A 15046-nucleotide genomic window follows, 5' to 3' on the forward strand; every position below is an offset into this window, starting at 1 on the left:
ATGAAAGTTATCTTACTGGAAGACGTAAAAGCACTTGGTAAAAAAGGACAGACTGTAAACGTAAGTGACGGATATGCAAGAAACATGCTTCTGCCGAAAAAACTCGGCATCGAGGCAACCGCAAAAAACCTGAATGAGCTGAAACTCCAGAAAGCACACGAGGACAAAGTGGCAGCAGAGCAGCTCGCTGAGGCACAGGCTTTCGCGAAAGAGATTGAGGACAAACAGGTTACCGTAGCAATCAAAGTCGGCGAGGGCGGAAAAGTATTCGGAAGCGTATCGGCAAAAGAGATCGCTGAGGCAGCAAAAGAGCAGCTCGGATACGACATCGACAAAAAGAAAATGCAGCTTCCGAACCCGATCAAGGTTCTTGGAACGACAGAAGTGCCGATCCGCCTGCATACCAAAGTAACTGCAAAGCTGAAAGTTATCGTAAAAGAAGCATAATTCTATGGAAGAAGCACTGATTAAACGAATCCTTCCGCACAGCATCGAGGCGGAGCAGTCGGTCATCGGTTCCATGCTGATGGGGCGCGAAGCCATCATGGCGGCATCGGAAATCCTGACGAGCGACGATTTTTACCAGCACCAGTACGGCGTCATTTTTGATGCCATGGTGGAGCTGTTCAATGAGGGAAAACCGGTCGATCTGGTCACCCTGCAGAACCGCCTGCGTGAAAAGGATGTTCCGCCGGAGATCAGTTCGATGGAGTTTGTCCGCGATCTTTTAAATGCGGTGCCGACTTCGGCGAATGTGCGCCATTATGCGAACATCGTCAGCGAGAAAGCGGTGCTGCGCCGTCTCATTAAGCTGACAGAAGAGATTGAGAATGACTGCTATCTGAACAAAGAGCCGGTGGAAGTCATCATGGAGGAGACGGAAAAGAAGATGTTCCAGTTATTGGGCCAGCGGAATTCCGGAGACTTCATGCCGATCCGCCAGGTTGTCATCAATACGCTGGAGAACATCGAGCGTGCATCGAAGACGAAGGGAAATGTCACGGGTATTCCGACCGGATTCACGGATCTGGACTACAAGACATCGGGTCTGCAGAACTCTGACTTTATCCTGATTGCGGCACGTCCGTCTATGGGTAAAACGGCGTTTGTCCTCAATATTGCGCAGTATATGGCGTTTAAGAAAGACAAAGCCGTTGCGATTTTCAGTCTCGAGATGTCGCGGGAGCAGCTGATGAACCGTCTGCTCTCGATGGAGTCGAAAGTAGATTCCCAGCATCTGAGAACCGGAAACCTGAAAGACGACGAATGGAGCAAGCTGATCGAGAGCGCCGGCATGATCGGTGAATCCCGACTGATGATCGACGATACACCTGGTATCTCGATCGGAGAGATGCGGTCGAAATGCCGCAAATACAAGCTGGAGCACGGTCTTGATATTATCATCATTGACTACCTGCAGCTGATGTCGGGAAGCGGAAAGAGCTCCTCGGAATCGCGTCAGCAGGAGATTTCGGATATCAGCCGTTCCTTAAAAGCACTCGCGAGAGAGCTGAATGTGCCGGTTGTTGCGCTGTCCCAGCTTTCCCGGGCTGTTGAGCAGCGTACCGACCACCGTCCGATGCTTTCCGACCTGCGTGAGTCGGGAGCGATCGAGCAGGATGCCGACGTTGTTATGTTTATCTATCGAGATGATTACTATAATAAGGATTCCGAGAATAAGGGAATCGCGGAAATCATCATCGCCAAACAGCGAAACGGCCCGATCGGAACCGTCAATCTGGTCTGGCTGCCGGATTATACGAAATTTGCGAATGCAGAGAGATAAAAGAAAATATTTTATGTGTCAGAACGTGTCGTGGGATAGTCCTGCGGCACGTTTTTTGTGTATAATTGTATAAAATTGTCGGAATATTACGATGAGATTTTCTTGCGGCGGGGTGGGGACGCTCTTATAATAAAGGGAAGAAGGGAGTGGCTGCCGTATGGAAAATAGAACGTATCTGGTCACGGAGGCGGAGAAGCTGACCGGGGAGAAAGCGCATGTGCTCCGGTACTGGGAGGACGAGCTCGGCATGGAAATCCACCGCAATTCGCTGGGACACCGCTGCTATACTGCGCAGGACATTCAGATTTTTCTGGGAATCCGGGAACTGAAGAAAAAGGGGCTTCACCTGAAAGCAATCCGCGAGCTGATGCCGAAGCTGGTGCAGGCAACGGCGGAGATCAAAGCGTTTCCGGCGGAAGCGGCAGAGACGGCAAAGGAGAAGCCGGATCCGGCAATACCGGGAAAAGCGGACGAAGTCCCGGAGGTGGTTGTCGATCTTCTGCCCGAGCGGGAAGCAGAACAGCTGGCGGACACTGTGATACGGCAGGAAGAGGAGGAGCGTCAGACGGAGTTTTACCGCGTGCTCGGCCGTCTGCTCGATCAGATGATACAGAAGCGGCGCCAGGAAGAGCGGAGCCGCCGTGTGGATGAGGCGATCCGCCGCCACCAGCAGAGCCGGAGAGAAGCAGCGGCGACGCTGGAGCAGAAAGGAAAACGGACGAAAGCAAAACGGGGCCATCGGAACAATGGGTAAATCGGACAGAAAAAAAGAACGCCTGCGAGAGGCGTTCTTTTTGGATCCACGCGGAAATCCGACTTATTTTGCAGCCAGATAATCGTTGATCTGGTCTTCCAGAACCTGAGCGTCCAGGCCGTGAACCATAGCTGCTTCTTCCAGGGACTCACCCTGTGCAGAAGGGCAGCCGATGCAGTGCATGCCGGCTCCCATCAGGATTCCGATGATATTTGTATCCATTGCGATTAACTCGCCGATTGTCATGTCTTTCGAGATCTTTGCCATCTTAAAGTTCCTCCTTTAAATGTGTATATACCCGTCGTTCCGATTTTGACGGCTATTTTGATTATAGCGTACCCCCGGGGGGAATGCAAGAACAAATTCATAAGATTATAGAATGTTTATAATTTTGTACTTGTATTTCAGGGGGCAATCGTTTACAATGTGGATAGTACCGAAAGGGCCAAAAAATCTACAAGGAGGATAAGATCATGGCATATGTAATCACAGACGAATGTGTAAGCTGCGGAACCTGCGCTGGAGAATGTCCAGTAGAGGCTATCGCTGAGGGAGATTCCCATTACGAAATCAACCCGGATGTATGCGTTGAGTGCGGAACATGCGCAAGCGTATGTCCAACCGAGGCTATCACAGAAGAGTAATTTGTACGGAACGTACAAAAAAGGAAGTCCTTCGCGGACTTCCTTTTTTTATACATACGTTTCAAAACTTACAGAGAAGCCAGCTCCTGCAGAGCATTCTCTTTTACCATTGCATTTCCATGTTCCAGCAGAAATGCTTCAGCGGCCAGGGAGAAGGATTCCTGTCTGCCGTACTCGGAAAGAATGTTGCAGACCTTGTTGAATTCCTCCGGTTTGCAGCCGGACTGGTGCAGAACGAGCTGATAGTTGGCATCTGCCGTGTTCTTATAGAGGGAATTGCTGCCGGTAAAATACTGGTTCAGCGCTTTTGCGGAGCTGATGACATCGTCGAGGGTTGAGAAGTGGAAGGTGCGTACCAGATCCACATTCTTTTCCTCGGATGCTGCAGGCTCTTTTTCGTTTTCCTTCTGTGCCGCTTTCTTTGCGATTTCCTGTGCCTTGTTCTTCACATCGCAGAGCTTGTGGAACAGGTCAATGATGTCGTCCGCGCCGGAATACTGTACCGGTTCCGGTCCGTCCGTATCGTCGCCGGATGGAGCAAATTTGGCGAAGCGGGTGTCGAGCTCCTGTGGATCCTCGACTCTGGTGATAATGAGGACAATGCTGTCCGGAGCCACCGGAACGGCCTCGACCATGAGCGGGGCATTATCCACATTGAAGCCGAACTGCTGGTTGGCTTCAAGCATCATATCCTGAAACAGGCTGCGGGCCTTTTCCGTGCCGTAAGCCAGTTCGCTGAGCTTTAAATTTCTTTCGGCAAGATCGGCGCTGGTCAGTGTGCAGCGGATCTTGTTATCATTGATTTTTTCTATTTTCATAACTCTCACGTCCTTAATTACTCTTTACTTATATAAATAGGGCTGCTTACGATATAGTATAACACATCACGGAAAGAAGTAAAGAACTTAAGATTTTTTTTACATTTCGCATAATTTTTTCAGAAATGAAGGGACAAACTTTATTTGTAATTCCCCCGGTTTGAAGTATAATAGGAGTTGGGGAAACCTTTGCTTCTGCCCGGAGGGTGCATACTCCGGCCGGAAGCAGGCACAGAAAAAACGGATCGGATAAGAAGGCGTCCCCGCGAAACATGATCATTGAAACTAAAAACAAAAGTATTTCATACGGATCGATGGGGCTTTCTTTTTTGTACGTCACAACTGCAAATAAGCCATGAAACAAACAATCGACAAAACTTTTTAAACAGATTTTCTGAAAAATACCCAATAGCAAAAAGCAACGATACGTTCGTTACTGTTCAATCAGCAGTGAAACACCTGCTGTTTCGCTGCGTAAGAACATGATTCAGGTGTGAGCAGCCCTCCTTTTGCGAAGCAAAACTTTAAATGAGGGCTGCGAATGTTACAGTTCGCTGGGAACCAGTGAACTGTAACGATACTTTCTGACTCGCATGCGGTTCCCTTGCGCATAACGGTTGCTATTGGGTATTTTTTTTGTTATAATGGGCGCAAGTGGGGAGATCTTCAGAGCGAAGAAAAGGGGAAAAGAACACATGAAGGAGCAACAGAAGAAAAAAGCAGCGCCGGTACTGGTCGTACTGATTCTGATCGTGCTAGTCGGTGCAGCAGGCATTGTTTCATTTTTGATAAACCGATATAAACCCGGAACCGAATACATGGCCGGGAACGAATATTTTAACCTGACAGACGAAAACAGCGTTGCGCTGATCCAGAACGGAGAACTTCTGGAAGAGCAGGCCGTCCTTATCGGAGGAGAGCCGTATGCGGCGTACACATATGTAGAATCCCAGCTGAACAGCTGCTTCTACTGGGATGAAGAAACAAAAGGAATCCTGCTTACAACGAGCGGCGGCGTGCAGACACTGCTTCCGGGCGATGCGGCCGTTGCCAAAACACCGGGCGGACAGCCTGCCGTACAGCAGGAGAGCGACGGAACGGTTTACATTTCGCTGGATGTCGTAAAAGAATACACAGATCTCGACTATGCATATTACAGCGATCCCAACCGTGTTGTAATCCGGAATGAATGGGACGGAGTGGAGCAGGCGACGGTACAGTCAGACACCGCGCAGGTGCGCCAGAAAGGCGGCATCAAGAGTCTGATTCTTGCGGATGTACAGAAGGGTGACACCCTGCTGTATCTGGAAAATCTGGACAACTGGTGCAAAGTCATGACGGCGGACGGCTATACCGGCTACATCCAGACAGAGGATATCTCCGAGCCGGAGGCCATCGAAGCGCGGACGGCAAAGAAAGATTCCTATGAAAGAATTACACGGGATCACAAAATCAATCTGGTCTGGCATCAGAGCACATCGACCGAGTCGAACGACGCGATGGCAGAGATGACAGCAGAAATGACCGGCGTGAACGTGATTTCACCGACCTGGTTTTCCGTGACAGACGAAACCGGTACGATTTCCAGCCTTGCGAGCGCCGATTACGTGAAACTGGCGCATGAAGCGGGACGGGAAGTCTGGGGATTGATTGATAACTTTAATGAAGCATTTGACGAAACAACCGATCTTGCCTACGCATCCGTGCGCAGTAGAATCATTGAGCAGCTGCTCGCCGAGGCAGCATCGTGCGGCATGGACGGCATCAACGTGGATTTCGAGAATCTGAAAGAGGCCGGAATCCCGCATTACCTGCAGTTTCTGCGGGAACTGACGAGCGCGGCGCATGCACAGAATCTTGTGGTGTCGGTCGATACGCCGGTACCGCAGGCTTACACGATGTATTATCAGCGCGGCGAGCAGGCAAGATTTGTGGACTATATGATTGTCATGGCCTATGACGAGCATTTCGCGGGAAGCGAGGAGGCAGGCTCTGTTTCATCCCTCCCGTTCGTACAGCAGGCCGTGGAGGAGATGACGCGGGTGATGCCTGCCGATCAGGTGATCTGCGGAATCCCGTTTTATACCCGTGTCTGGACGGAAAAGTTCGGACAGAGCGCCATTACCAGCGAGGTGCTGGGCATGGATGGCGCCAAAAACTATGCCAAAGAGAATCAGATGACAGAAACCTGGGATGCATCCCTTGGCCAGAATGTGGCAACGGTAGAAACTTCCGATGCCAGATACACGATCTGGATGGAGGATGAGCAGTCCATGGAGGAAAAACTGAAAGTGATCCAAAGTGCCGATCTCGCCGGAGTGGCAGAGTGGAAGCTCGGATTCGAGTGCGCAGACGTCTGGAGTCTGATTTCAAAATATATTGAAACAAACAGTTGACGAGGAGTCCGGGAAGGATAAGGGGAATGATAAAAGCCCGGGCACGAAGGAGGAGTATACATGTCAGAAAACAATCACGAAGAATTATTTAAAACAACGCTGATGGGCGGTTTCGATAAGGACGATGTTATGACGAAAGTGCAGAACCTGAAAGATCAGGCGTATGCCGCTCAGAAGAAACTGGAAGCGAAGATCGAGGAAAAAGAGCAGGAAATCGAGAAGCTGAACCGCAAGATCCGCGAGCGTGAGGATAAAATCGAGGAGCTCGAAAAAAACATTCATGAGAAATACCAGAGCTATATCGACAATTATGACAGCATCAGCGGCCTTGTGTTTGAGGCACAGGTGAAAGCGAAAAAACTGACACAGGAAACAGAGGAGAGCTGCAGAAAGCTAAAAGAAGAGACCGAGGAAGCCTGCCGCCGGAAAACCGAAGAAACGGACGAGTCCTGCCGCGAGAAAACGGAGGAAACGGATGAGGCGTGCTGCAAAAAGAGAGAGGAGACAAACGAGTCCTGCCGGAAACAGAGGGAGGAGACAAAGGAATCCTGTGCAAAGCAGCGCCGCGAGACGAAGGAACAGTGCGAATACATGGTAGAGAGCGCACGTCAGAAGGGCGAGGAACTGGCTGCTGTTTATGAAGAAAAACTGCAGGCCGAAGCAGAAGAAATCCAGAGCCATATGGACGCGGAACTGCAGAAAGCCAACACCAGATACCAGAAGATTTACGCCGAGATGGAAACCATGACAAGTGTACTCGAGAAGAACCGCAGAATTTTTGAGGAGACTTTTGCCGGCATCGAAAAAATGCGTGAGGAGATGAAACGTTCTGCGTCGGAAGTGGAAACCTTCATGAAAGATCCGGTAAAAAGTATCTTTCCCGGAGAGGCAAAAGAAACAGCCGCAGAGCCAGGCAGTGAAGATACCGCAGAAGAAGCAGAGGAAGAAGACGAAATCGTCGAAAATTCCGCAGTCATCGATTTCGAAAATGAGCCGGATTATCTCGATGATGACAACGACGAAGAAGAGGATGAAATCCCGAATCGCGCGCATGATGAAGAAGATGAGGAAGAGTAACCGGAAGCAATAAGAGTTGTAACCTGCCCCGCTGCTGCATAAAATGACCAAGAAAGGAAATTTGCAGCAGGGGGCTTTTCATTTGGAAAAAGGGAAAAAACTGGAATGGCTGATGGCGGTGATTCTGCTTTCGGCGGCGTATGTTCTGTCCCGCGAGGGCGCACGGCTGGTGGCAGCACAGAAGGCAGCCACAAAAGTAGTGGTGCTGGACAGCGGCCACGGCGGCGACGATCCCGGCAAAATCGGGGCAAACGGTGTCAAAGAAAAGGACATCAACCTTGCGATTGCCCGTCTGCTGAAAAAGAAGCTGGAAAAGCAGGGAATCCTTGTGGTGATGACGCGGGAAGGGGAGGATGATCTCTCCGATCCGGGAGCCGTGAATGCGAAAGTGCAGGATCTGCAGCGGCGCGTGCAGCTGATTCATGAAAAAAAGCCGGACTGTGTGATCAGCATTCACCAGAACAGCTACCCGGATGCGGCGGTCAAAGGGGCGCAGGTGTTTTATTATACGGATTCAAAAGAAGGCGAAAAACTGGCGCTCTGCATGCAGGCTGCACTGGTCGCGGGGCTCGATCCGGCGAATCACAGGAAAGCCAAGGGAAACAAAACGTATTACATGCTGAAGAAGACAGACGCAGTGCTGGTGATCTGCGAGTGCGGATTCCTCTCAAATCCGGAGGAGGAAGCGCTCCTGAACACAAAGGAGTACCAGAAAAAGGTGGCGGATGCACTGTGTGACGGCGTTTTAACGTATCTGGGAGAAAAGAAGAATGGCAAAGAGAAGACACAGACGAAGACGGAAGAGACCGCTGCGGGCGCTGCTTCCGCTTATGCTTGTCCTGCTGGCGGCTTATCTGGTATTCGGAGAATTTGATGAGAGCGATCCCGCGCAGAACGGAAGCGGAGCGGACAGCAGCACTGCTTCACAGACGGCAGACGAAAACAATGGTCTGTCAGAGAATGGCGCAACACAGTTTCAGGCGGAAAATACAGATGAGGAGGAGCTGGCGAAGCGGTATTATTACAGCCAGCTCGATGAAAACAGACAGATGATTTACCGCGAACTGGTGCAGGGAATCGCGGAACACCAGGAAACCATCATCACAAAAGGCGGCGATCCCGATGTGACGGCGGAGGTTTACGGATGGGTCTATATGGATTACCCGGAGTACTGCTGGATCAACGGAGCATCACATGTCACGGGATACGGCGAGCCGAAGAACTACTGCGAGGTAGTTCCGGAATACACGATTCCTGCGGAGGAGATCACAGGCCGCCAGACCCAGGTCAAAGGGGCGGGAAATGATTTCTTAAGTGATATCGACCGTTCGATGGATGACTATGGGAAGATCAAGGCTGTCTTTGAAAAATGTATCCGGCAGATTGATTATGTGAAAGATGCGCCGGAGAATCAGACACTCTACAGCGGACTTGTGAACGGACAGACGGTCTGCGCAGGCTATGCCAGAACGTTCCAGTATCTGATGAACCGCCTGGACATCCCGGTCATTTATGTGACGGGAACGACAGACACCGGCGAGGCGCACGGCTGGAATATCGTAAAGTGCGGAGACAATTATTACAACGTCGATGTAACCTGGGGCGATCCGGTATTCGCAGAGGGCGAGAGCGGCGAGTACAATCTGCCGGACGACCTGATCTACTACGATTTTCTCTGCGTTTCCGATGCGGAATTTTCGGACACGCATCAGGCGGATGCGAATCTGCCGCTCCCGGCGTGCAATGCAGATGACCTCGAGTATTACCGCCAGATCGGCCGGTACATGGATACATTTGATGCGACGCAGATTCTGTGGGAAATGGAGACGGATATTGAAGAGACAAAAGAGTATTCCGAATTTAAATTTGCCACCGATGATTTGATGGCACAGGTCATGGAAGCCCGACCGGAGCTTCTCGATAAGGCTTCCGGCTATCTTTGCAGCTATTACGGACTCGGGTCCGTAAAATATACATACAGCGAGGATACGGCGACAAGAAAGCTGATGGTATTCTGGCAATATAAAGGAGAACCGAGTGAATGACGGTTCTCCTTTAAAAATATCCGGAAACAAAATGTCGATCAGCTCGCGCTCGAGAAACTCGATGGTAATCAGGCACGAATAAGGGAGTTCGGAAACCTGGGAAACACTCACAAGATCCTGACGGACGGTGATGGAATGATCCGTGACATCGGTAACCTCTGCGACCCAGGCGGCATGCGGGATCGTCAGATGTTCCGCAATCGAAGGGCCGACCTGCGCGGTATCGCCGTCAGTTGTCTGACGTCCGCAGATAATCAGATCCGCGCTGCCGATCACCTGAATACCCTGCGCCGGCGTTAAGAATATCCCCCGTGGGGGCTTGTGAAAAAGGCCGATTTTTGGTAAAGTAAAGGGATATTTGAGCGGTTGGAAAACGGCCGCGCCGGGAAAGTTAAGAAAAAGAAGAAAGAAGCGGAAGATATGGAACAGGAATTATTACAGGAAATTGCCTCCTACTGGGGAACCCGTGCGGAGGGGTATTCTGAGGTCAATGAAAAAGAACTGGCGGGAAGCCAGAGAGAAGCGTGGCTGCATGTATTAGAGGAGCAGTTTCCAGAGAAAAAGAAAGAAGAGATGAAGATTCTCGATATCGGAACCGGCCCGGGATTCTTCCCGATGATTTTGTCGGAGGCAGGTTATACGGTGACGGCTGTTGACTACACGGAGGAGATGCTGGAAAAGGCGAAAGAGAATCTGGGAAAATATACGAAATACGGTCTGGAGCGCGTGACGCTGCAGCGGATGGATGCACAGAATCTGGAGTTTGCGGATGAGACCTTTGATGTTGTCATTTCCAGAAATCTGACCTGGAATCTGGAAAAGCCGGAGCAGGCATACCAAGAGTGGATGCGTGTCCTGAAACCGGGCGGCGTGTTGCTCAATTTTGATGCGAACTGGTACGGTTATCTCTATGACGAGGAGAAAAAAGAAGCGTACGAGGCAGACCGGAAGAAAGTGGAAGAGCAGCAGCTCGACGACCATTATCTGTGCACGGACATTGACCGCATGGAAAACATTGCGCGCCAGGTGCCGCTCTCTGCGATGGAACGGCCGGCGTGGGATACGAAGGTGCTCGAATCCCTCGGCGTTTGTTCCATTCAGACCGATTCCGAAATCTGGAAGCGCGTCTGGAGCGAGGAAGAGAGACTGAACTATGCATCGACACCGATGTTTCTGGTGCGCGCGGAAAAAAGCGCAGAGCAGTCCTTCCAGCTTGGTGATGTGACCGTCCGCCGCGGCGAAAAATATCAGGCGGCTTCCGAAGACGGTCTCTGGTATCCGGCGGCAAAACCGGGCGATATGGTAACAGAAGGTGGCCCTGTCGTTGCTTACGGAAGAATTGTGCGCGAGCCGGAGTACGACGACCGCAAAGAGCAGATTGTCCATTACTGGGAGAAGCGGAGCGAGAGCTTTTTAGAGCAGAGACGCTCCGAACTTGCGAACCCGATTGCGAAGCGCTGGATGAAAGAGATTGAAAAACAGATCCCGGCGGGAAGACGGTTAAAGATCCTTGATGTGGGCTGCGGAGCCGGATTTTTCTCGATCCTGCTGGCAAAAGAGGGCCACGAGGTCTTCGGCATCGACCTGACACCGGAGATGATTGAGAATGCAATCCAGCTTGCCGAAGAAGAGAATGCCGACTGCTGCTTCCAGGTCATGGACGCGGAAAATCCGATGTTTGCGGATGAAACGTTCGATGTTGTCATTTCCCGAAACCTGACGTGGACGCTGCCGAATGCGGAGCATGCTTACGGCGAGTGGATGCGTGTGCTGAAAACGGGCGGTGTGCTGCTGAACTTCGATGCCAATTACGGAAAAGAAGATGTTGCCGATACGAAGGGACTTCCGGAGGCGCATGCCCATTTCAAGGTTGGAAACGAGATGCTAGAAGAGTGCGAACGGATCAAATCACAGCTCCCGATCAGCCGCAAAAACCGGCCGGCGTACGATGTGGCGGTGCTGTGCGAAAACACAGAGGGAGAAATCCGCATTGATACGAGCCTTGGAAAACGCATTTATCTGGAAAAAGACGAGTTCTATAACCCGGCACCGATGTTTTCGATTTGTGCCGTGAAGCAGTAAAGGAGTATTTGTGAAAAAATATCTGTTAAAACGACTGCTTCGCCTGATTCCGGTATTCCTCGGCGTGACGATTCTCGCTTTTCTGCTGACGGGACTTTCCTCGGTCGATGCGGTGGATTTAAAAGAGAGCAGCAGCGGCGGCGTGATGTCGGAGGCGGAAAAAGAAGCGATGCGGGAGGAGCTGGGACTGAATGAGCCGAAAGCTGTCCAGTACCTGCAATGGCTGAAAAACGCCCTGCGCGGTGACTTCGGGGAGTCGTACGTTTCCGGCAAACCGGTGCTTGTAAGCTTCTGCGAAAAACTGCCCGCAACGATTGCACTTGCGGCGCTGGCGCTTGCCATGACGGTCTGTCTTTCGTTTCCGCTCGGTATCTTAAGTGCAAAATATCAGAATACATGGGCGGACCGCAGTATCAGCCTGTTCTGCTTTGCAGGTAATTCGTTTCCGGGGTTTTTCACTGCACTTCTTCTCTTGTATTTCTTTTCGCTGAAATGGAATCTTTTTCCGGTTCTCAGTATGGGAAAGGGATGGAAAAGCTGTGTGCTTCCGGCGGCGACGCTTGCGGTTTCGATGACGGCAAAATACACCCGTCAGGTGCGTTCTGCCGTGCTTGCAGAGCTGGAGCAGGAGTACGTGGCGGGTGCACGGGCACGTGGGTTAAGTGAAAACCGGATTCTGTTTGGAAATGTATTAAAATCCGTGCTGCTTCGGATGGTCACGCTGCTATTCTTATCCGCCGGTTCGCTGCTTGGAGGAACCGCCATCGTTGAGACGATTTTCATGTGGAATGGTGTCGGAAAAATGGCCGTGGATGCCGTTTCCATGCACGATATTCCCGTGATTCAGGCATATCTGGTGTGGATGGCGGCGATCTATCTGCTGCTGCATCTCATTGCTGATCTGATGATGGGTGCACTGGACCCGCGGGCGAAGCTGGAGGGAATGCGATGAAAAAAGAACAGAAAAGAAAGATCCTTTTTTATGGCATCCTCGCCGGTGCGCTGCTGTTGTTTGCCGCGTGTGCGGCCCATCTGGCACCGTACGATCCGTATGAGCAGAATCTGGAACTGTCCCTTCTTCCGCCGTCCGCGGCGCACTGGATGGGGACGGACCGCTATGGAAGAGATCTGTTTTCAAGGATTCTCTCCGGCGCGCGGGTCAGCATTTTTTCAGCACTTCTTGTCGTTGCGGCAAGCGCTCTGATCGGAACACTCGCCGGAATTTTCAGCGGCTGGCTGGAAGGTAAAACGGATACGGTTCTGATGCAGATCTCCGATATTTTTTTGGCCTTTCCGGGTATGGTATTTGCAATCGCATTTTCCGGCGTTCTGCAGAGCGGCATGACGGGAGCCGTTGTGTCGCTGATCCTTGTTTCCTGGCCGAAATATGCACGGCTTGCACGGAACCGTGTGCTGGCATTGAAACACATGCCGTTCATCGCGGCGGCGCGCCTTACAGGAAACGGAACATGGAAGATGATCAGACGCCATATTCTGCCGAATCTTGCGGGGCAGACGATTGTCACAGCGGTGCTTGATATCGGAACGATGATGCTGGAAATCGCGGGTCTGTCCTTCCTCGGCCTTGGTGCGGAAGCGCCGTCGGCGGAGTGGGGAGCGATGATGAGCAACGGAAGAAGTATGCTGCAGACCGCGCCCTGGGTCATTCTGGCGCCGGGACTGGCGATTTTTCTGACCGTTCTTGTCTGCAATCTGCTTGGTGAGGCGGTACGGAAAACGGTGGATCAGGGATAAGGGGCAAACGAAAATGGAAACAAAGGGAGCAAAAACATGAGCGAAAAACTGCTGGAAATCAGCGGCCTTTCTGTCTGTTATGAGGGGGAGCAAATTTTAAATAACATCTGTTTTTCCGTCGAAAAAGGAGAAACCGTCGGCATCGCCGGGGAGTCGGGCAGTGGAAAAAGTACCTTGCTGCGAGCGATCCTGCGGCTGATGGGAAAGAATAGCTCCATCACCGGCGGGCAGATCACATTTCGCGGAGAGGAGCTGACGGGCATGTCCGAAAAGAAGCTGCGGAGTCTGTGCGGTTCAGAAATTGGTATGATTTTCCAGAATACAGGGGCATCACTCTGTCCGACCCGGAAAATCGGAGCACAGATCTGTGAAAGCGTGCGCGCCCATGAGAAACGCTGCGGATTCATCACCCCGATTTCTGGGGGAATGTCTGGCAGAAAAAGCCGCAGAGAAATCAAAGATATGACGCTCCAGCGATTTGCGGATATGGGGCTTTCGGATGGCGAGACGATCTGGAACAGCTATCCATCGTCGCTCTCCGGCGGCATGAACCAGCGCGTCGGGATTGCGCTCGCAATGCTGCTGCATCCGTCGCTTCTTCTGGCGGACGAGCCGACGAGTGCACTCGATGTGGTTTCGCAGGCGCAGGTGCTGCGGGAGCTTCAGGCGTTGCAGCAGAAAGAGCAGACGGGGATGGTGCTGGTGACGCACAATCTTGCGGTTCTCGAGCAGATGGCAGACCGGGTTGCTGTTTTGAAGGATGGAAACATCGTGGAGCAGGGGGAGACAAGGACGGTTTTCGATCACCCAAAGGACGAATATACAAAAAATCTCCTTGCGGCTGTGCCGGGAAGAGGGAAGAACGATGCATAATCATAACATGCTGGAAGTAAACAACTTAAGCAAAAACTTTGCTGGAACCGGCCGGGAAACGGAATTTGCCGCCGTGGACGGCATCAGCTTCACACTGGATGCGGGGGAATGTCTTGGCCTGATCGGTGAGAGCGGATGCGGAAAAAGCACGACGGCCCGTCTGATCACCGGATTGGTCCAGGCGGATGCAGGCAGCGTTCTGTTGGAAGGCGAGGAAATCCTCGGAAGAAAAGGCAGGCGGCAGCGCGAAGTTTACCGGAAAATACAGATGGTCTTCCAGACCCCGCAGGATTCCTTCGATCCAATGCAGACGCTCGAAACCGGGATTCTGGAAGCTTTTCGGAATCAGGGAATGAGCCGGAAAGAAGCCTGTCTTCGTCTGCCGGAACTGCTGGAAAAAGTGGAGCTTGCCCCGGAAACGGCGAAACGTTATCCCCGCGAGACGAGCGGCGGAGAGTGCCAGAGAGCCGCAATTGCGCGGGCTCTTGCTGTGCAGCCGTCTCTTCTGATCTGCGACGAGGCAACGAGTGCGCTCGATGCGGCGGTACAGGCGCAGATCGTTCAACTGCTGAAAAAACTGCAGCGGGAAGAAGGACTTGCGATGCTGTGGATCGGCCACGACCTTGCGCTGGTGCGGGAACTCTGCAGCCGTGTGATTGTCATGCGGCAGGGAAAAATCGTGGAGCAGGGGGAGACGCGGGAGGTATTGGAGTACCCGAAAGAGGAATACACGAAACTGTTGATGGAGTATAGTCTGTGAGAAAACTGTTGAAACAGAAAATTAGACAGCGGAAATGGTGGTGCCATTTGCGAAAA

The 15046-nt window shown here is 51.8% G+C and carries 15 protein-coding genes and 1 pseudogene; 13 read left to right on the forward strand and 3 right to left on the reverse strand.

The annotated features are described in order from the left end of the window. The 3 genes from rplI (at nucleotide 1) to DXB83_RS10205 (ending at nucleotide 2540) form a co-directional block, all read left to right on the forward strand. Nucleotides 1-447 (forward strand): 50S ribosomal protein L9, encoded by a 447-nt coding sequence (gene rplI, locus DXB83_RS10195; RefSeq protein WP_022461613.1) that lies wholly within the window; start codon nucleotides 1-3, stop codon nucleotides 445-447. 4 nt (nucleotides 448-451) lie between these two features. Beyond that, entirely contained in the window at nucleotides 452-1786 is a 1335-nt protein-coding gene (gene dnaB / locus DXB83_RS10200) for a replicative DNA helicase (protein ID WP_022461614.1), read from the forward strand. A 157-nt stretch (nucleotides 1787-1943) separates the two neighbouring features. Continuing rightward, nucleotides 1944-2540: a MerR family transcriptional regulator gene (locus DXB83_RS10205; protein ID WP_118697542.1), complete on the forward strand. Its 597-nt coding sequence runs from the start codon at nucleotides 1944-1946 to the stop codon at nucleotides 2538-2540. A gap of 63 nt (nucleotides 2541-2603) precedes the next feature. Here DXB83_RS10205 and DXB83_RS10210 read toward each other — a convergent pair whose 3' ends face one another. Further along, nucleotides 2604-2807 (reverse strand): DUF1858 domain-containing protein, encoded by a 204-nt coding sequence (locus DXB83_RS10210; protein ID WP_022461615.1) that lies wholly within the window; start codon nucleotides 2805-2807, stop codon nucleotides 2604-2606. 206 nt (nucleotides 2808-3013) lie between these two features. Between DXB83_RS10210 and DXB83_RS10215 the strand changes: the two genes are divergently transcribed. Continuing rightward, entirely contained in the window at nucleotides 3014-3184 is a 171-nt protein-coding gene (locus DXB83_RS10215) for a DUF362 domain-containing protein (RefSeq protein WP_022461616.1), read from the forward strand. Between the two features lie 68 nt (nucleotides 3185-3252). Here DXB83_RS10215 and DXB83_RS10220 read toward each other — a convergent pair whose 3' ends face one another. Next, the gene (locus tag DXB83_RS10220; RefSeq protein WP_022461617.1) at nucleotides 3253-4002 is read right to left on the reverse strand and encodes an adaptor protein MecA; all 750 of its coding nucleotides are present in this window, start codon (nucleotides 4000-4002) and stop codon (nucleotides 3253-3255) included. Nucleotides 4003-4697: 695 nt separating this feature from the next. Between DXB83_RS10220 and DXB83_RS10225 the strand changes: the two genes are divergently transcribed. The 4 genes from DXB83_RS10225 (at nucleotide 4698) to DXB83_RS10240 (ending at nucleotide 9520) form a co-directional block, all read left to right on the forward strand. Next, nucleotides 4698-6398 (forward strand): glycosyl hydrolase family 18 protein, encoded by a 1701-nt coding sequence (locus tag DXB83_RS10225; RefSeq protein WP_055220131.1) that lies wholly within the window; start codon nucleotides 4698-4700, stop codon nucleotides 6396-6398. A gap of 60 nt (nucleotides 6399-6458) precedes the next feature. After that, nucleotides 6459-7475 (forward strand): hypothetical protein, encoded by a 1017-nt coding sequence (locus tag DXB83_RS10230; protein WP_118697543.1) that lies wholly within the window; start codon nucleotides 6459-6461, stop codon nucleotides 7473-7475. 82 nt (nucleotides 7476-7557) lie between these two features. Then, on the forward strand, nucleotides 7558-8349 hold the full coding sequence (locus DXB83_RS10235; RefSeq protein ID WP_022461620.1) for an N-acetylmuramoyl-L-alanine amidase: 792 nt from the start codon (nucleotides 7558-7560) through the stop codon (nucleotides 8347-8349). Next, the gene (locus tag DXB83_RS10240) at nucleotides 8246-9520 is read left to right on the forward strand and encodes a transglutaminase domain-containing protein (RefSeq protein WP_118697544.1); all 1275 of its coding nucleotides are present in this window, start codon (nucleotides 8246-8248) and stop codon (nucleotides 9518-9520) included. The genes DXB83_RS10235 and DXB83_RS10240 overlap by 104 nt, the downstream gene beginning before the upstream one ends. Before the next feature lie 120 nt (nucleotides 9521-9640). On the opposite strand, the pseudogene DXB83_RS10245 reads toward DXB83_RS10240, so the two are convergent. Beyond that, nucleotides 9641-9796 (reverse strand): annotated as a pseudogene (locus tag DXB83_RS10245) (electron transfer flavoprotein subunit beta); the annotation flags it as partial. Nucleotides 9797-9940: 144 nt separating this feature from the next. Here DXB83_RS10245 and DXB83_RS10250 point away from each other — a divergent pair. From DXB83_RS10250 to DXB83_RS10270, 5 genes are read left to right on the forward strand one after another with little or no spacing between them, the layout of a single operon-like run. Further along, nucleotides 9941-11602 (forward strand): class I SAM-dependent methyltransferase, encoded by a 1662-nt coding sequence (locus DXB83_RS10250; RefSeq protein WP_118697615.1) that lies wholly within the window; start codon nucleotides 9941-9943, stop codon nucleotides 11600-11602. A 10-nt stretch (nucleotides 11603-11612) separates the two neighbouring features. After that, on the forward strand, nucleotides 11613-12554 hold the full coding sequence (locus DXB83_RS10255; RefSeq protein ID WP_118697545.1) for an ABC transporter permease: 942 nt from the start codon (nucleotides 11613-11615) through the stop codon (nucleotides 12552-12554). Then, nucleotides 12551-13357 (forward strand): nickel transporter permease, encoded by an 807-nt coding sequence (gene nikC, locus DXB83_RS10260; RefSeq protein WP_117761943.1) that lies wholly within the window; start codon nucleotides 12551-12553, stop codon nucleotides 13355-13357. The genes DXB83_RS10255 and nikC overlap by 4 nt, the downstream gene beginning before the upstream one ends. A gap of 36 nt (nucleotides 13358-13393) precedes the next feature. Next, a complete protein-coding gene (locus tag DXB83_RS10265) occupies nucleotides 13394-14230 on the forward strand; it encodes an ABC transporter ATP-binding protein (protein WP_118659363.1) in 837 nt (278 codons plus the stop codon). Next, nucleotides 14223-14990 (forward strand): ABC transporter ATP-binding protein, encoded by a 768-nt coding sequence (locus tag DXB83_RS10270; RefSeq protein WP_243108905.1) that lies wholly within the window; start codon nucleotides 14223-14225, stop codon nucleotides 14988-14990. Before DXB83_RS10265 ends, DXB83_RS10270 begins: the two co-directional genes overlap by 8 nt. Nucleotides 14991-15046: the final 56 nt, after the last annotated feature.

The sequence above is a fragment of the Blautia sp. OM06-15AC genome (assembly GCF_003481425.1).
Classification (GTDB): Bacteria; Bacillota; Clostridia; order Lachnospirales; family Lachnospiraceae; genus Fusicatenibacter; species Fusicatenibacter saccharivorans.